We start from the raw sequence: 16932 nt of genomic DNA on the forward strand, positions 1-16932 counted from the left end.
GGTTGTTAGTGGATGTAGCGTGGCGGGTCATCTGCTGAATCTCGATTCCGGTCCCGAGTCTGGGGGTCCCGGAACGCATCGTCTCGATCGAACTCCTCGCTTCCATCGTTCCCACTACTATCCTCGCTGGTGGTGGAGCCGGCCGTAGAACCATCACTTCCGCCGTCGAGGTCTCCGCCTCCGCTGTTTCCTCCCCCTCCACCACTGCCGTCGGTGAGCGCTTCACGGAGGCGAGAGCCAGTCGTATTGAGTCGTTGGCCGGTAGAGTGAGCTCTCGAATCACCAGAGTTCAAGACGTATTGGCCACCGCTCTTGACTGCGGGCTCATCGCGCACTCCTCGAACGAAGTTTCTCCCACCCTGTTTGGCCGACTGGACTTGTTCACGTCCTCTAGACAACCGACTACGGGCCTTCTCAGCAGACATATGTCTGGCCGCCCTGTCGGCGATGAAGAACAACGCCCCGGCCTGCCAGAACAAAACAAACGGGGAGGCAACGGCGAGAAGCGGGATAACGAGTGCCGTCAACCAAGCCCCGAACTCACCGGCTGAGGGGCCGAAGCTCGTCCCCAAGATGTCCCCGAGACGGAACAGGAGAGCAACTGGAACCGTCATAAACAGGAAAGGGACGTAGAATCCGGCCAACTTCTTCATGAATTTCGAGACTAGGGCGAACGGCCCGACGCCAGGGATCCAGAATACGATGAGTAGTGGCATCAGGAACACGAATAGGTAGAGTGCCAGCTGTCTCGCGAGGTAAATCAGGCCGATCAACACGAATAGGAGCAAATTCGTTGAGAGAGCCACGACCGTGCCGAGCACGCCCATCCCAGTGAACGACAGCGTCTGGAATAGCGAGATCTCTGACACCGAGGGGACGAGGAACCCAGCTAATGCATCCATCAACCGCAACGATAGCGCTGCGATCCACCACCACGATAGAATACCGAGAAGTCCGGCGAAGGCGCGTTTCTTGAGCTTCGAACGGTGGTATCCGTTGAACAAGTGACTCGTCGATTCAAGGAATATGACAATGCCGATTGAGAGGCCGTACAGCGATAGCGAAAGCGGGATGATCATCTCCCAATAGTAGTCGTAAATTCCGGGCCACGCTGCGTTCGTCGGCTGATTGAACACCGAATCTGGATGGGGAGTACCCACCACTGTCCGCAAGACTGCATCACCGTGATTCTCGATGACGGTCTCTATGGGACTGAAGAGTATCTCAAGGAGTTCTTGGATAGCGTTGATGATAATGTCTCCAAGAGCACCGCCATCGCTGCCCCCGTCACTTTGAGCTAAAACCGGAGCAGTGCCCGTACTCAGTAGCCCGAAGAAGACGACGATAGAGCGAATTAGGAATCGAACGGGACTACGCATTGTCTCCACCCCCGTCCAGTAGTTCAATCTGGACGTCTTTACACGGGTGTTGGATCGCGCCTTGGTCGTCGATATGGTATCCACCGGACAGCTCTGCCCGAATCGGTTGCTCAATATCTCCGTGTGGGGTCTGAACAACGACGGTTAATTCTGTAGTATCACTCTGACATGAGACATCGTCGTTGTCATCGATGACGAGAACACCCCGTTGTTTCAGGAATTTCCGTTCAGTACCGGGGCTGAGGAATTCTTCGCTCGCCTCCGGACGCTCGAACGTTGTATCAGCAACGCCGTCTCCTTCGATGACCTCAGGTGCGTTCCGATACGGCGCATTCCGGAAGCCAATATTATACACCCAAGAGGGACCAGTACCGACGTTCTCGACCGTCACAAAGAGCCGACCGCTACTGTAGCCATCATCTTCATCGAACTCCGGTTCGACATCGACAATCTGGATATCGGGCCGGATCTCCAGCGACATCGACTCAGATGTCTCGCCCGAAACGGCGACTAACTCGTATTCGCCGGCAGAGTACGTCCCACCAGTCTTGAAGACGATCTGTATTTCGACTCTTGTAGCTCCCTGTGCTACGGTTGACTGTTCGAACGTAGTACCATCTGGACCAATCAGATTGAGTTGGTCGACGTCGTGATCATCAGCCAGCGTCACCACGAGGTTGGGTCCCGCGAAGCTGATTTCCTCAAATACCGAATCTGTAGACGGCGACGTTGAGGACGAATCTGTTGGGGATTCAGTCTGGTTGCCGGGACCATCGGTTCCGGAACACCCTGCTACTCCTGCAAGCAGGGCTGTTCCAGACGAAGCCAAAAGACGGCGTCGACTAATCCACCGTTCCGAATTCCGGTCATGGGATTCTGAATGTTCTCTGATCATTATAGTGACCTCCACGGGGGCCAGATACGCCACCCTGTAATCCGATCGATGAAGAACACTGCAAGGAGGAACAGCGAGACGGGAACGCCGATCCGGAACAGCGTCGACACCAGCTGGAGCACCGAGCCTTGCAGCAGGACGGTATCCGAGTCGCCGGTATAGCCGGGAGGATTGAGCCACCAGTGGCCGGGTTCGTATCGGGCCGACACACCGCCAGGGGAACGTTCAATCATCATCGTGACGGTTCCGTTCCCAGTCGTGTTCACCCGCTGCCCGTTGACGACAACGTAGCCGTCCCGTTCGGCGGTGTTGATTGGTGCGTCGGTATTCGCGTTCAGGAGCGTAACCCGGACGGTGACGGTGTCTTCCGTCTGGTTCATCACCTCCAAGGTGAGGTTGCTCTCGTAGATCTGGATTCGAGCGAACTCATCGGCGGGTCGCTCTGCCTCGACACCTCTGACCAGGCCCCACGCACGGACAGTCTCGGGCTGTACGTCGGTCGTGGCCCGCGTCGCGATGCCGTAACTGGCCGTGTACGGCTCCGTGAGAACGTCCAAGTGGATGCTCGATGGGAGCGTCGGCGGCGACGTCGACGTGCCGTGTACATCCAGTATTGTCACGTTCTGGCGGGGCGACGGTGTCGGCCCCGTCTCGATGGGGTACGCGTTCACCTGGAGTGGATGGAGCGGTGAGTGGGCGGTCCGCTGTCCGTCGTCCGAGCTGTAGACCAGCGTATCCCAGTCCTTGTCTCGGGCTGAGTAGAACCGCCAGACACCTCGGACGTCACCGTTGGGCAACTGGTAGCCGAGCCACGGCTGGTTCTTGTAAACGACGAGGCCGAGATCACCGTTCGGATACTCCGCGATGAACCCTGATACCGCGAGGTCGTACTTCCTGACCTCGATGGAATCGGTTACCGTGACGTTCTCAGTCGGGTATGAAACGGAACTCTCCCAGTTGGTACAATCGCCTTCGTCGTTGTGAGCGGTACAAACTTCGACCTCCTTCCGAAGTCGGACCGAGATGTTCGCCTGGAGCGTGAGCTGGTGGTCCTCGCCGGCGTATCCATCCAAGGAGTACGACAGTGCCGGCGTGTGGGAACCACCAGCCGTCGTCTCTTCGTCGCCGTCGACGAGGAGTCTCGTCTCCTCAACCTGGTGGCTCTCCAGACTCCAATAGACGCGTCGATCGCCGGAGGTGTCGTCAGGCGGCACTGCCACCCGGTAATCGACGGTCCCGCGGAGCGTCCCGTCTGGAGCGACGTAAAGCGGCTGTCTGGACGACGAGAGGCGCGCTCGGGTGGACGGCTGAACGGCGAACACCTCAGTATAGGCTTCCTTGATGAACTGGTCGCTGGTGAGGTCCGCATCTGGTGGATGGATCGACACGGAGCTGTTGGTCGCCGGGAACTCCTGGTGGTCGCCCCGGTTCCATTGCTCGACTGCCCGCGGGGGCGAATCGAACGGGACATCGGTCCCCTCGCCAAGCTGCTCGACCGCCAACCCGTTACTCAGATTCGCACCGTCGGTCGCACCGTCTTGATCCCCCGACCACAGTTTGTGAAAGGTCTCCTCCGGGACGCCGTGGTCAGTACTATTCGGGGGATGGGCGCCCACTGGAACGGCGGCTGTCGATGCGACGAGGACGGCGGACATGACGAGTGCGAATCCTGTTGCGTAGTTAGAACCCACAACTCGTGCCACCGACCACGATGTTATTCAGGATGAACTGGACGATCTCCGTCCCGAGGGGGGCGACGATCACGCCCCAGAGCAGGCCCTGATTCCGGACAGATTTCATCTCCTTCTTCCAGTCCGAGCGACGGGTAAACGGGATCGCCACCGTCGCGCCGAGCGCGAGGACGCCGCCGACGAGCGGCCCACCGAACTGGATGATGGTGAAGATGTTCTGGATGGTGTCGGCCATGTTCGAGTCGCAGAATGCGCTCCCTGGATCCGACTGTGCGGCCGCCGTCCCCACGAACAGGATCAGCGGGAGGAGCGCCAGCAGAATCTGGCCGATGGACCTGTGGATGATCCGAATAACGGACGTCGATTCCTCAGTACTGGCCGGCGTCTCGCCGGAGGGGACCTTAGCACACATCGTTTGTGGGAAAGGATAGCACGACCAAAAGAGGTCAGAAAATTTGAATGAATTTGGAGATCTTCAAAGTTCTCCAAGTTCTCTAGAGAAGTTCTCATTCTACTGGGATATATGCGACCGCATAGCTTGGGTCGAACTAATGTCAGACGCAGACACAGCGACCAGCGCCAGTAACTCCAGCTCGGATGTTAGCGACGATGTGGCCCGAATCAATATGCGAATCCCGCAGGACAAATACGAGTGGTTACAGGAGGAACTCGACTCATTCACGAGTGACACAGGTCGATTCCAGTACCTCATCCAGTTCTATTCCGACCACAAAGAAGACGACGCCGACTGCTGATCTGCGACCCACAGGGCGACTTAGACCTGCAGCGGAGCAACGATGAGAAGCGGGCAATCCTCGCCCTCGAAATAGTACTGCTTTACCGTCGTCGCGTCCTCGAACTCGTCCGCATCCTCGGGAAGGGTGATCGTGCGGGCGCTGCTGTGTTCGTGGATCGAGTAGATGCCGAGTTCGGAGAGGTCCTCGCACTCGGCGGGATCCAGTTCTCTACTGACCGCCTCCAACCACGCTTCAACTGACACGGAGGACCGCTCGTCCGTATCAGTTTCACGGGGGGTACTGCGGGGACTGGCTTGTGCCATGATACATTTGCACATACTTGCGTCTTATCTACTAAATACTGACGGCCAATGACTTTCTTAAAATCTGACTATGTAACTAATGAAGTGTTTGTCTGACGCGGACCGAATACACGTTAAGAAACGCTATTATGAGGCGTTGAGACACGCTTGGATATCAGCACCAGTCGGAAAAGTCAAAATCACGAGGGGAACAGCGACAAGCGACCACCCGACTGGATCCAACTGTGGAACCGGATTCGACGAGAGATAGGCTACGATTCCAAATACGACAATGGGGGTATAGAGGAGGGTCGGTGCGATCGAACCGAGTCGGATAGCGACCGTCGGAGCAGACGGGGCGTAAACGGCGTCGACGTAAGGGCCACGTCGATTGACACCGAACGAGACTGATTCCGCATAGAGCCTGTGGACGGCGTAGTGTGCGGACTCGTGGAGGATCCACGCTACACCACACGCGAGTAGGTAGACGCCGAATATCAGAACCGTCTCATGGAACATTGGAATTCTCGCCGAACGGTTCGAGATGGGAGCACATCGCAGTTAAGCCTGAAGGGTAGCCGTGGTCAGCGAGCTTAACCAACAACCTTTGTGATCAACGGAGTCTGTTGGTTAACAGAGTGAGACAGTCGATACCGTTGCCGTTCCTCATTCGATCTCGATGACCTCCCCCTGGCCTTCGTGGAGTCGCTCGCGGATTTCAGTCAACACCTCCTGCCCTTCCTCGTACAGCTCACTCCCTTCATCAAGTGAAACCCCATCCGCGTCGAGTTGATCGATAATCTCTTCGATGCGGTTCATCCGACTCCTGATATCCGAGTCTTTCGCCATCGCTTAGATCACCCCCAGCCAAAGTGCGGTGATGAGCAGCAACAGCACCAGCAGCACGGCGATTGCAACTTTGTAGTAAACCGGCGACAGACCCTCAGGCGCGGTCGCCTCTTCGACTGCCTCGGCCAATTCCTGTTCGTGTTCGTGCTCCTGTTCAAAGGTCTCGTACGCGGCCTCAAGCTGTTGCTCAAGCGGGTCAATATCGCTAGCAAGGAATTCATTCCGAGACTTCGCGATGTATTCGCCGGCCGCTGTCGGTGTGATCGCGGCCATATCCGCTACCCGATCCGCGATTAGCCGGTCGTCAGTATGGCCAATTGCCGTGACGATCGGGGTGTTCGCGGTGAAGATCGCTTCCGCGACCCGCTCGGTGTTGAACGCCTGAAGGTTCGAATCGCTCCCACCGCCGCGGCCGACGATAATTGAATCGACGTCCTCGGAGCGGTCCAGATGGTGAATCCCGTTCGCGATAGACGTCGGCGCGTTCGACCCCTGGACGGTTGCGTCCTTCACCAGGATGTCGACGGTGGGGTCCTGTCCGTGGATCGCGTTCTGGATGTCGTACCGGGCGTCTCCTCGAAGGGACGTGACGACGCCGACCCGCTCCGGGAAGGCCGGCGGCTGTTGTTTCTGCTCGTCGTCGAACCAGCCACGCTCTTCGAGTTCGCTTCGCAGTCGCTCGACGGCAGCCGCCTGGTCGCCCTCGCCGACGACGATCACCTCCCACGGTTTGAGGTCGATTTTCCCACCCTCAGTCCAGTAGTCGATATCGCCTTCGAGGATGACCTCAGTTCCGTCCTCGAGGTCAGCATCCATCTTCCGATAGCGATTAGCCCAGATCATACAGGGAAGTTCGGCGTCGCCGTCAGTGAGGGTGAAATAGAGTGCAGTACTGTTCTGATGGAGATCCGTGACCTCGCCGATACAGCGGACACCGTCGAGGGCAGGCGCATCCTCCACGACCGTCGCAATCCGGTCGTTCAGCTGTGACACACTGAGAACTTCTCCCGCCACAGGTTCGACCGCCTGCCGTTCTGTATTCGGTGCGTCCGCCATACACGTCTACTAAATTCAGAACAGAGTCCTCAAAAAGGTATCTTCGATTGACGAGTTCACTCGCGAAAGCCGACTATTACAGGTCGCGAGGCTGGACCGTCTTCCGGTCGTTCGATTCGGCACGCTCTGCGGCATCGTCGAGCAGTTCGGCGACCTCCGTGTTGAGGGCGTCGTAGAAATCCGCCGAGACGTTGTGGTCCGAGAGCGCGTCCTTCACGGCTGCTTTGACGATTAGGTCAGACATTCCATCGCGAATTTCTCGTGATTATAATATAAAGGTTCCAACTCTGGGTTTGTCATTCTGAGTGTCGGTGAGTAACACAACAGGAAGATACGGAAAATCAATGCGCCAGTGTTGACCGTGGCGATAACCGGACCCATCTCAGATTTACGTCCACAGCTGTCGACAAGACGAATCATTCCGTGGCAAATTATAAACTTAGTCCCGTCTAATTTCGCTCTAATGCTGAGCGCCATCATGGAGGACTATCTCAAAGCGATCTATTACCTCCAGGGCGAAACGGATGAACGGGTGCGGACCTCGACGCTCGCTGAGCATATGGGCGTAGAACAACCGTCAGTCACCAGTATGGTGAAAAAATTGGCCAAGCGCGATTTTGTCCATTACGAACCCTACAAGGGCGTTGTACTCACAGACACTGGAATTCCTGTCGCGCTCGAAATCATTCGGCATCATCGGCTATTAGAACGATACCTGACGGAGCGCCTCGAGTACGATTGGGCTGAGGTACACGACGAAGCAGATCGCCTCGAACACCATATCAGTAATCAATTTGCCGACAGAATTGCAGAGCAGTTAGGGAATCCGGCAGTTGACCCGCATGGCGACCCGATTCCCACAGCGGATCTGGACGTTTCACCGCCACAATCGGGTGAAACCCTCGCTGATCAGCAGGTCGGCGACAAGGTTCGAATCGAACGGGTGCCAGACAATGATCCAGATCTACTCCGGTACCTGTCTGAACACGGGATTACCCCAACAACTGTAGTCGAAATTGTTGAGACCACCTCATTTGGGATGGTGACGCTTGATCCAGATGGCACCGACGAACGAGTTGCACTCCCAGAGGAAGTGGCCCGATCCATAACCGCTCAAACGCTCACTGGAGCCTCAAACTAAACTGATGTGTCTCCAGTAGCGAGTCTATTAGTTTAGCCTCAATCTAAGTTTAGATGAGTCTAATTTATATATTGGGTGGTGCAATGGACGTGTATGGGTATGCGTAGGCTTGACCAGCGGAGGAGATCATGCCATCGATAGATTACAATAGCGCAGCAGATGTCACAGAACGCCTCGAACAGCGACTGGTCGAATCACTCACTGGTGAAACGAGTGTCAGTCGCCGCACAGTGCTCGGTGGTCTCGGTGTTGCCGGGAGTGCAGCCGTCGGACTCGGGAGCTCCCGGGCAAGTGCCGCCTCCGATCACGACGATGAAGACGAACACGGTAACTTCGGTGCGGTGGGTGAATACCGAGATTTGGATTTCGACCCGCACGAGTTCCTCACCGCGTTCAATACCGGAAACAGTGGCCAGGATAACGTTCCCCAGCAGGTCTACGAAGAGGATGGCCGGACCGTGCGGGAGTTCGAGTTCACCGCCGTCGACACCACGATAGCAATCGCGCCAGGCGTCGAGTTCCAGGCATGGGCATACAACGGCCAAGTGCCGGGTCCGACGATCCGTGCCGTCGAGGGCGACCTGATCCGCGTCAAATTCACGAACCTAGGGCGGCACGCGCACACGATTCATCCACACCTGAAGAACCTCAACCCGCGAATGGATGGGATTCCCCAGAATGGACCGGGCGTCCTCGATACGGGTGAGTCGTTCACCTACGAGTGGATCGCCCAGCCCGCCGGTACGCACTTCTATCACTGCCACTCGCTCCCCCTGAAAGAGCACATCCACCGCGGACTCTACGGCACGATCATCGTCGATCCGGACCCCGAACGCGTCAGGGAGAACCCACGCGAGTACGTCAACTATCACGGGCCGATTACCGACGACTTCCGAGAGCAGCTCGTCGAAGAGGCGAAGAGCAGGAATCACGAGTACGCCGAAAACGACGCCGTCAACGAGATGGTAATGGTGATGAACTCGTTCGATACCAACTTCGACGGCGGTAACGAGGTCTATGCGGCGAACACGCGGGCGTTCGGATACGGCGTCGGTGATACCGACGGCGAGGGCAACTGGACGGCGGGCGAGACGAAACGCCCCATCCAGATCGACAAGAACCAACGCCAGCGTGTGTACCTCTCCAATGCAACGGAGTTCGACCTCATCAACTCGTTCCACACGCATTCGCAGTTCTTCGACTACTACGACCACGGGACGACGCTGACGCCGACGAATAAGACTGTGGACACGATTATGCAATGTCAGGCGCAGCGCGGCATCATCGAGATTGACTACTCGGACCACGAGCCCGGGCTGTACATGTTCCACGCCCACCAGTCTGAGTTCGCCGAACTCGGCTGGATGAGCTTCTTCGAGGTGGTCTAACATGGCGGATCAGACACGAGACACGACGACGGACGGTGGTGTAGCGGCTGACGAAGAGATCACACAACCGCTCGGGCTTCCGCGATGGGTCAGCGCGTTACTCCCGATCGTGTTGCTCGTACTCGTCTTAGGCGTGTTTGCGTTCACGTCCCCGCTCGCCGGTGTTCAGAGCGGCACACCGCTTCCCGACGTGACGATCACGCACACGACGCTTCCGAGCGACGAAACGGTCGTCCTGCACGTGACGAACAACGGACCCGAATCTGTGACGATATCACAGGTCCTCGTCGATGAGGCCTACTGGGATTTCCGAGTCGAAGGAGCCGGTGGTGACCAAACACTCGCCCCGATGGAAAGCGCACAGATCGTGATTCCGTATCATTGGAATCCAGGGTGGGATCTCGAAGTCGCTCTCGTGCTCTCCGATGGAGCGACGTTCCACAATACGATCGTCGCTCCGAGTCAGTCGCCTGGGTTTAGCCTCAGTCTGCTCGGGACGCTTGCGGTCATTGGGCTATTCGTCGGCGTGATTCCGGTCGCCTTAGGGATGCTCTGGTTCCCTTACATCAAGACGATGAGCGATCGGTGGCTGCACGCCGTGCTCTTGTTTGCGGCCGGCGTGCTGGGTTTCTTGGCGTTTGACGCCGGGTTCGAAGCGTTCGAACTCGCCGAACGAGTTCCGGGCGCGTACGAGGGCAACCTCTTGGTCGTCTTCGGGATATTCGGCGCACTCCTCCTCGTCCAGGCGATCAGTGCGTGGCGTGAGGGCAGGGTCGCCGCTGGTGATAACCGGGCAAGCAGCGGTCTCTGGATCGCCTATCTGGTCGCGGTCGGGATCGGCCTGCACAACCTCGCCGAGGGGCTGGCAATCGGGAGTTCGTTCGCACTCGGACGGGTGTCACTCGGTGCGTTCCTCGTGATCGGGTTCATGCTCCACAACGTGACGGAGGGTCCGGCTGTCGTCGCGCCGGTCGCCCGCGGAGAACGTCCGGCTCTCAAGCACTTCGCAGCGCTCGGCGTCATCGCCGGCGCACCGGTCATCCTCGGTGGCTGGATCGGCAGTCTCGCATACTCGCCGACGATTGGCGCCTTCTTCCTCGCGATCGGCGTTGGCGCGATCCTACAGGTCGACTGGGAGATCGCGCGAATGGTTCGTGATGCCGGCGGTCGCGTGGCGAGTGCGACGAACCTACTCGCATTCCTGCTCGGCCTCGCTATCATGTACGTGACTGACCTCTTCGTGGCGCTCTAATAGGAAAACACTCGTTTTCATTACAATGGTCTCGAAGTTCTACAATCGACGATCGATATTGCGGCTCAGCACCGCGACCGTAGCGACTCTCAGCACCGCCGGGTGTCTAGGTGGACAGTCATCGTCGGCCCAGACCGTCACGATGCCCGGCGACCTCAGATTTGAGCCGAAGACCGCGACGATCGAACCTGGTGAGACGGTTACGTGGACGAACGAGAGTGACATCGATCACACGGTCACGGCGTATGAAGACGAGATTCCAGACGAGGCCACGTACTTCGCAAGTGGTGGCTTCGAGTCAGAACGTACTGCGAGGAATCGGGTCACCGAGGGACTCATCGCTTCGGGTGAGAATTACGAGCATACGTTCGAGGAACCAGGCACGTACGGGTACTTTTGTATCCCACATGAGGGGTCTGGAATGGTCGGGACAGTTCGAGTAAAGTAATCGAACGATCAAGTTCTCGTTCCGGCGAAACACATCCGAAAAACTCGTTACGATTCCTCCGCCAGTAGATTATCGACGAGGCGAGTGAACCGGTCGATCATCCGATCGGACAGCGAGGGTGTAATCTCTTCGAGGAGACGAGCAGTCTCAGTGGGCTTGGCGGGGACCAGCGTCACGTGATTATTGGCATCTCGGTGTTTTTCGATGAGATTCTGCTCCGTCAAATGATTCAAGTGCCACTCGAGGGTCCCCCGAGCAATCCCGAGAGACTCTGTGACAGCGCCCGGTCTGGATGGCCCCTGTTCGAGAACACTGAATAAAATGTCGCGTGCCGTTTCCCGGCGAAGGACAGCGATCGCTCCCCGTTCCCACGCGTCATATTCAGGTGTGTAATAGTGAGTCCGGCCATAGAGGGGTAGTTCGACTACACTTCCCTGAGCCTGGAGTTTCTTGAGGTGGTACTGTACCTGTCCTGGTGCGAGGTCGAGTCTACGCGTGAGTGCGTTGAAGTGTTCTTCAGGGTGGGTGGCAATATACTCGTGAATCCGGTCACGTTGGTGTGTCATGTATCCAAATTGGTCTGGTTCGAAATAGTTCGAGAGTAATAGACCGCAGCAATGACGAGCGCAACAAGAATAATATCAAGTCCGTGTTCGAGAAGGTGATGCTCGGCTTGTGAAAACAGGCCGACGATGGTGATCCCCGCAACTGCAGAGCGTCCAAAAAGGGCAGCTAGCGCAGCGACGACTAACAGATATGGGCGGGATTGGCGCTGAACGAACGCGCCGATCGCAAGTCCCAGAAGCACCGCTGTACCAGCAGCTGCGATGGTGATCACCACGAGCAACGGAAGGGACCACGGATCGATGAACCCACTATGAAGTGGGACAAATCCCGCCATGTGGTCTGAATTTGAAACGCAGTTACCTGAGAACGTCGATTCGAATTATCCCCGGATGTTAGAATTGTAGAGTGTGGTTGGTGGTTTCAAACATCTTCAGTGGAAGCAGTCTCAGGTATGAACCCATTGACTCACTTTTTTGTCTTTCACCATCACGATGTACACATATGCCCTCGTTCTCAGATCGCGCGCTGCTGACGGCAGTCGTCGCGGACGTCACGCTGATTCTCGGGTACGCCATCAGTGCGGTTCATCCTGACCGTCGAGTGTGGCCCATCGGCGACAACTCGTGGCGGTGGTGGTTCAATTGGTCAGCGCTCTCCGTCGTGTTCGCTGGGTTTCCTGTGCTGGCCGCGCTCGATCGGGATTCATTCATTTCCACCGAACGCTGGAGCAAACTCGCAGGTAGCGGTATCGCCGCACTCGGGATGGGATTTGCCCTCTCCGCCCTCTTCGAACTCGGGTGGATGGAAAGCAGTGGAAGAGAAGGGGAACTTCGGACGGACGGTATCTACCAGTACACGCGCAACCCACAGAGCGTGGGATTCATTACGTTCATCATCGGCGCGATCATTGCAGTGAACTCCCGGAAACTGGCTGTACACGGCATCTTGACCATCCTGGTGTACGCACTGTTCCCGTTTGCCGAGGAACCGTGGCTGCGAGAGCAGTATGGCCAGGAATACGATGAATACCGCAAGCGGACCCCCCGATTTATCGGGTGGAACTTGGTGAAGAAGCTCATCACCAGATAGTCTGCTACCGACCTTGAGCGGGGATTCAAGAACTCTACCAGAACCGGCTTTTCCGTTGACTTCCTAACTGCCGTCAATGACTGATGAGAGAGGTGTCCCTCGCAGAGAATTCCTCAAGTCAGCCGTCGCTATCGGAGGCGCAGCGGCATTTAGTGCCTGTCTAGGCCGTGAAGAGGTCGATGTCCCGACAGGCCCGGATGATCTCTCGTCGTATCCACAACGTCAACACGCTTGGAATGAGGTCCTCCCACGGGACGACCATGGGAACGTCATCGCTCCGAGCCATCGTTTGCTTCTCTATTTGAATTACCGACGAGACGGGCAACCGAACGAAGACGACCGCGACCAAGTTGAAACAGCTCTCCGTGGCATCGAACACGCCTACGAGCGAAGTGGAATCGGGTTATTGCTCACGGTGAGTTATTCTCCGGCATACTTCGACCGATTCGACGAATCGCTTTCCGAAGGCGTTGACCTCCCCGATCCGGAAGCACTTGCTCCGTTCGAGGATCCCGAGTTCGATACGCCCGATGCAGTCGTCCATCTTGCAAGTAACACGGCACAGGTGGTTCTCGGTGCCGAAGAAGCCCTCAAAGGGAACAAATCGACGCTCAACGGTGTCGATCAGCCTGACGTTGCACTGACGGATGTTTTCTCACTCACCGACCGGCGGACGGGCTTTATTGGGGACGGGTTGCCGGCGAAGAATGCAGGTGACGCTGAGAGTGTTCCAGCCGACAAAGTCCCGGATGACGCCCCCCTCTTCATGGGATTCAAATCGGGCTTCAAAAAGAACCAGGCCAGTGAAGATCGCGTGACGATCCAGTCGGGGCCGTTCGCCGATGGCACGACTCAGCACATCTCCAAGCTCCAACTCAACCTCAACCAGTGGTACAACCAGGACGACCGCTGGCAGCGTGAGGCGAAGATGTTCTGTCCGTACCACGCCGAGAACGACGTCATCGAGGGCGCTGGAGACAATCTCGGAAACAGCAGCAAAATCGACGACTGTAAGCCAACGGATGAGACGGCCCGCGAGATGGGCGTCGTCGGTCACTCCCAGAAATCTGCCCGCGCTCGTGACGACGAGGACTCACCGCTCATTCTTCGACGTGACTTCGATTCTACCGACGGTGGGACCGCCAGCCTCCACTTCCTTGCGCTCCAGCGACGGATCACCGACTTCGTCGACACGAGAGAAGCGATGAATGGCACTGACGTCACCGAGCAGTCGGCCGTCGGTCAGCGAAACAACAACGGCATCCTACAGTACATCCGTTCTGAGCGTCGCGGTAACTTCCTCGTCCCGCCGCGGTCGTTGCGCGCGCTGCCACCTGCCCAGCCGGCTAGGGACGCACAGGAGGTGACGCATGAATCGTCGTGACGTGCTTCGGGCGGTCGGGGGCACGTCACTCGTGGGGCTCGCGGGGTGTGCCGGCCTGTTCGAGACGCGATCAGCACGGGCACCACCGCTCCCCGAGAACCGGCCGGACGCAGTCTACTATCCGACCCACTATGAGGGCATGAAAATGCCCGGGATGAAGGAACAGGGCGGGTACAGGTGTGCGCTCACGTACTCGTATGCGCACCGGTTCTGGCTGATGAAGCCGAATGGGATCACGAAGGTCGAGATTCAACCCGAGGATTCGATCCACCTGATGCCAGTCGTTTGGGAGACACAGACGGGAATCATCCCACCCGATATCAATCCACAGCTCACGATTACACAGAGCAGGGATTCGATTGATCAGTTCGCGCCGTGGCCGATGCTCTCTCAGCCAATGGGGTTTCACTTCGGCGATAACGCACAGCTCCAGAGTGACGGCACGTACACTGTCGAGGTGAGCATCGGCGGGCCGTCGACGCGACGGACTGGGTCGCTGGCCGAGAATCAGGGGAACGCATCGTTCACGTTCGAGTTCGAGTTCAGCGAATCGACGCTCAACGAGATCTCGTACACGGACATCCCCGACGACAGGGAGGGCACGAAGGGTGCTGTCGACCTGATGGACATGGAGATGTTACCGAACTCGCAAGTGCCGACACCGAACGCGCTCCCTGGGGACGTTCGTGGTTCGGGGATGAGTGGGGATGCGAAGTTCGTGGTTACGATCCTCGAAGACGCGTCACGTTTCGGTGGGGACGAGGAGCAGAGGTATCTCGCTGTTTCTCCGCGCACACCCTACAATCGAACGATGCTGCCGATGATGTCGCTTTCGGGAACACTGCACCGTGATGGGACGTCAGTGTTCGACGGAATTCTACAGGCAACCATCGATCCAGAACTCCGCTATCACTACGGGACAACGGTTGCGGACGTACAGACGGGAGATGAGCTGACGATCACAGTCGATTCGCCCCCACAAACGGCTCGCCATGAAGGATACGAGACAGCCTTCGTTGATATGCCAGATGTGAAGGTGACGTTGTAGTTTCAAAGGTGTCTTTAGAAATCCAATCGAAGCCAAACCTATGGAAGAGAAGCACCTCCTACTGGCGACGTTACTTGGCGTTGTCTCACTCCTGGTACTCACCGGATTCGTTGTTCGCTTGGCGTAGACAGTCACAGAATGGCCGAGACGGGCAGTTACAGAAACCCCCAGTTGACGACAGCGAGGTCGACTCAATGAATCTACCAAACATAGTATCTCAGAGGAGAATATGAATCGGAGAACGTTTCTCAAACAGGGGACTGCTCTCTCGGGTGGCCTGGTACTGTCTGGTTGCCTGGGGCGGCTCGGATTCGAGACGCAGTCTGCATGGCGTGATCCACCACTCGTGGAGGATCGACCTGACGCCGTCTACTATCCTGCCATCATCGAAGGGATGGGAATGTACGGAACGACGACGGCCGGCGATCTCGGATTTGCACTGATGCATTCCTTCCCGCACCGTTTCTGGAACCTCACTGGTTCACGAAAGACAAAAGTCATCGTTCAGTCGGATGATTCGGTGCATCTGATGGCGAGTGTCTGGGACACCGAGACGGAGACGATCCTTCCGGTCGACGTCTCTGTCGAAATCAGTAACAGCGACGGTCGAGTGTCCTCAACCAACCTCTGGCCGATGATTTCGCCGAATATGGGGTTCCATTACGGCGACAATATTGCGCTGCCGGGGGAAGGGAAGTACGATGTGACGCTCCAGGTCGGCCCGTTGCAGACCGCTCGTACGAGTCCATTCGATGGGCGATTTACAGAGGGGCAGGCTGCCACGATGCAGTTCACGTTCGATACGGCCGAGACGTACAATTTGGAGATTCGCCGGTTGGGAGAAAAAGCGGGCATTCGTGGGACAGTCGATCTGATGGAAATGGAAATGATCCCTGAACCGGTCGTACCGACAAAATCCGAGCTTCCTGGTCGACTTCTCCACGAAGGGAAATCCGGTGACGCGACGATACTCGTTGCTCTCGTTGACGGTGACCATCGGTTTAGCGATAGTGACGGTCCCTTCCTGATCGTCTCTCCTCGAACACCTTACAATCGCGTGATGCTCCCAAGGATGGCTCTTTCAGCAACACTCAATCGAGGAGGGGACGCAATCGCACAAGGGACACTCCAAGCGTCCCTCGATCCCGACCTCGGGAGTTTCTATGGGATGGGTCTCGATGAACTTGAGACGGACGATACGGTCAGAATCACCGTCGAGACACCACCTCAACTGGCGCGGCACGATGGCTACGAAACCGCGTTCCTCGATATGGAGCCGATTGAGTTCACTGTCGAGTGATCCCCCCCTAGTCAAGCTCCGACCCTAGCGATCCGTTGACCTCTCGAATCCACCAGAATCAGGGTAGATAAGGGGGCGTCGCTCCGGGAAGTGAGAGAATCCAGAGGCTAATGACGGTGTAACCGATCATCACAACAATGAACGGGTACTGGCTCCGGATTGCGACGAGACGACTCGAGAAGAGTTCGTAGGCGGTCGCGTGCGCTGCCCAGATAGCGAGGAGATGCCCGACGAGCACGTAGGCGATACTCAAGCCCTCGAACCATCCAGGTGGAGACAATGTCAGAGGGTTCGCTGGGGGCGACAGTGGGGAGACAATCGCCATCCCTAGGGCCGGACTGAGGGATACGGCCAGTCCGGTGTAGTGAGCGAGGTGATATCCCGCTGCGATGGCCAATAGCGAGGG

20 protein-coding genes and 1 pseudogene are annotated in these 16932 nt (G+C 57.3%); 9 read left to right on the forward strand and 12 right to left on the reverse strand.

Going from position 1 to position 16932, the window contains the following annotated elements:
* Nucleotides 1-5: 5 nt before the first annotated feature.
* The 4 genes from EGH24_RS13605 to EGH24_RS13620 are packed head-to-tail and all read right to left on the reverse strand — an operon-like array spanning nucleotide 6 to nucleotide 4377.
* A complete protein-coding gene (locus EGH24_RS13605; RefSeq protein WP_115803929.1) occupies nucleotides 6-1379 on the reverse strand; it encodes a hypothetical protein in 1374 nt (457 codons plus the stop codon).
* Nucleotides 1372-2274 (reverse strand): hypothetical protein, encoded by a 903-nt coding sequence (locus EGH24_RS13610; RefSeq protein WP_221886759.1) that lies wholly within the window; start codon nucleotides 2272-2274, stop codon nucleotides 1372-1374. Before EGH24_RS13610 ends, EGH24_RS13605 begins: the two co-directional genes overlap by 8 nt.
* Complete coding sequence (locus EGH24_RS13615) at nucleotides 2274-3929, reverse strand: hypothetical protein (RefSeq protein WP_142980682.1); 1656 nt, start codon at nucleotides 3927-3929, stop codon at nucleotides 2274-2276. Before EGH24_RS13615 ends, EGH24_RS13610 begins: the two co-directional genes overlap by 1 nt.
* A 25-nt stretch (nucleotides 3930-3954) precedes the next feature.
* On the reverse strand, nucleotides 3955-4377 hold the full coding sequence (locus tag EGH24_RS13620; RefSeq protein ID WP_142980683.1) for a hypothetical protein: 423 nt from the start codon (nucleotides 4375-4377) through the stop codon (nucleotides 3955-3957).
* Nucleotides 4378-4516: 139 nt separating this feature from the next.
* Here EGH24_RS13620 and EGH24_RS13625 point away from each other — a divergent pair, with 139 nt between their 5' ends.
* Nucleotides 4517-4720, forward strand: a complete 204-nt coding sequence (locus EGH24_RS13625) for a hypothetical protein (protein ID WP_115803925.1) — start codon at nucleotides 4517-4519, stop codon at nucleotides 4718-4720.
* Nucleotides 4721-4740: 20 nt separating this feature from the next.
* Here the strand turns inward: EGH24_RS13625 and EGH24_RS13630 are convergent, their stop codons facing one another.
* The 5 genes from EGH24_RS13630 to EGH24_RS13650 all read right to left on the reverse strand — a co-directional run bounded on the left by EGH24_RS13630 (nucleotide 4741) and on the right by EGH24_RS13650 (nucleotide 7153).
* The gene (locus EGH24_RS13630) at nucleotides 4741-5025 is read right to left on the reverse strand and encodes a hypothetical protein (RefSeq protein WP_049909612.1); all 285 of its coding nucleotides are present in this window, start codon (nucleotides 5023-5025) and stop codon (nucleotides 4741-4743) included.
* 126 nt (nucleotides 5026-5151) lie between these two features.
* Nucleotides 5152-5523, reverse strand: coding sequence for a hypothetical protein (locus tag EGH24_RS13635; protein ID WP_142980684.1), 372 nt, complete (start codon nucleotides 5521-5523; stop codon nucleotides 5152-5154).
* Between the two features lie 147 nt (nucleotides 5524-5670).
* Nucleotides 5671-5853, reverse strand: coding sequence for an exodeoxyribonuclease VII small subunit (xseB, locus tag EGH24_RS13640; RefSeq protein ID WP_115803923.1), 183 nt, complete (start codon nucleotides 5851-5853; stop codon nucleotides 5671-5673).
* Nucleotides 5854-5856: 3 nt separating this feature from the next.
* The gene (xseA, locus tag EGH24_RS13645) at nucleotides 5857-6846 is read right to left on the reverse strand and encodes an exodeoxyribonuclease VII large subunit (RefSeq protein ID WP_246058021.1); all 990 of its coding nucleotides are present in this window, start codon (nucleotides 6844-6846) and stop codon (nucleotides 5857-5859) included.
* Nucleotides 6847-6985: 139 nt separating this feature from the next.
* Complete coding sequence (locus tag EGH24_RS13650; protein WP_115803921.1) at nucleotides 6986-7153, reverse strand: DUF1931 domain-containing protein; 168 nt, start codon at nucleotides 7151-7153, stop codon at nucleotides 6986-6988.
* Between the two features lie 219 nt (nucleotides 7154-7372).
* Here EGH24_RS13650 and EGH24_RS13655 point away from each other — a divergent pair, with 219 nt between their 5' ends.
* The 4 genes from EGH24_RS13655 (at nucleotide 7373) to EGH24_RS13670 (ending at nucleotide 11138) form a co-directional block, all read left to right on the forward strand.
* Complete coding sequence (locus EGH24_RS13655) at nucleotides 7373-8050, forward strand: metal-dependent transcriptional regulator (RefSeq protein ID WP_142980686.1); 678 nt, start codon at nucleotides 7373-7375, stop codon at nucleotides 8048-8050.
* 128 nt (nucleotides 8051-8178) lie between these two features.
* Nucleotides 8179-9438, forward strand: a complete 1260-nt coding sequence (locus EGH24_RS13660; protein WP_142980687.1) for a multicopper oxidase domain-containing protein — start codon at nucleotides 8179-8181, stop codon at nucleotides 9436-9438.
* Between the two features lies 1 nt (nucleotide 9439).
* Nucleotides 9440-10690, forward strand: coding sequence for a ZIP family metal transporter (locus EGH24_RS13665; protein WP_142980688.1), 1251 nt, complete (start codon nucleotides 9440-9442; stop codon nucleotides 10688-10690).
* 142 nt (nucleotides 10691-10832) lie between these two features.
* A complete protein-coding gene (locus EGH24_RS13670) occupies nucleotides 10833-11138 on the forward strand; it encodes a cupredoxin domain-containing protein (RefSeq protein ID WP_246058027.1) in 306 nt (101 codons plus the stop codon).
* A 47-nt stretch (nucleotides 11139-11185) separates the two neighbouring features.
* Here EGH24_RS13670 and EGH24_RS15885 read toward each other — a convergent pair whose 3' ends face one another.
* Together EGH24_RS15885 and EGH24_RS13680 are read right to left on the reverse strand one after the other, a co-directional pair.
* Nucleotides 11186-11704 carry a winged helix-turn-helix transcriptional regulator gene (locus EGH24_RS15885; protein ID WP_142980690.1) on the reverse strand — a complete coding sequence of 173 codons (519 nt, stop codon included), beginning with the start codon at nucleotides 11702-11704 and terminating at the stop codon, nucleotides 11186-11188.
* Nucleotides 11701-11979, reverse strand: coding sequence for a DUF7471 family protein (locus EGH24_RS13680; protein ID WP_246058023.1), 279 nt, complete (start codon nucleotides 11977-11979; stop codon nucleotides 11701-11703). Before EGH24_RS13680 ends, EGH24_RS15885 begins: the two co-directional genes overlap by 4 nt.
* A gap of 227 nt (nucleotides 11980-12206) precedes the next feature.
* Here EGH24_RS13680 and EGH24_RS13685 point away from each other — a divergent pair, with 227 nt between their 5' ends.
* The 4 genes from EGH24_RS13685 to EGH24_RS13700 all read left to right on the forward strand — a co-directional run bounded on the left by EGH24_RS13685 (nucleotide 12207) and on the right by EGH24_RS13700 (nucleotide 16526).
* On the forward strand, nucleotides 12207-12794 hold the full coding sequence (locus tag EGH24_RS13685; RefSeq protein WP_142980692.1) for a methyltransferase family protein: 588 nt from the start codon (nucleotides 12207-12209) through the stop codon (nucleotides 12792-12794).
* Between the two features lie 76 nt (nucleotides 12795-12870).
* Nucleotides 12871-14178: a DUF7405 family protein gene (locus tag EGH24_RS13690; protein ID WP_142980693.1), complete on the forward strand. Its 1308-nt coding sequence runs from the start codon at nucleotides 12871-12873 to the stop codon at nucleotides 14176-14178.
* Nucleotides 14165-15226, forward strand: coding sequence for a DUF7350 domain-containing protein (locus EGH24_RS13695; protein WP_142980694.1), 1062 nt, complete (start codon nucleotides 14165-14167; stop codon nucleotides 15224-15226). Before EGH24_RS13690 ends, EGH24_RS13695 begins: the two co-directional genes overlap by 14 nt.
* 229 nt (nucleotides 15227-15455) lie before the next feature.
* A complete protein-coding gene (locus EGH24_RS13700) occupies nucleotides 15456-16526 on the forward strand; it encodes an iron transporter (protein ID WP_142980695.1) in 1071 nt (356 codons plus the stop codon).
* Nucleotides 16527-16584: 58 nt separating this feature from the next.
* Here the strand turns inward: EGH24_RS13700 and EGH24_RS13705 are convergent.
* Nucleotides 16585-16932: pseudogene (locus EGH24_RS13705) on the reverse strand (hypothetical protein); the annotation flags it as partial.

Source organism: Halonotius terrestris (genome assembly GCF_006861665.1).
Lineage (GTDB): Archaea > Halobacteriota > Halobacteria > Halobacteriales > Haloferacaceae > Halonotius > Halonotius terrestris.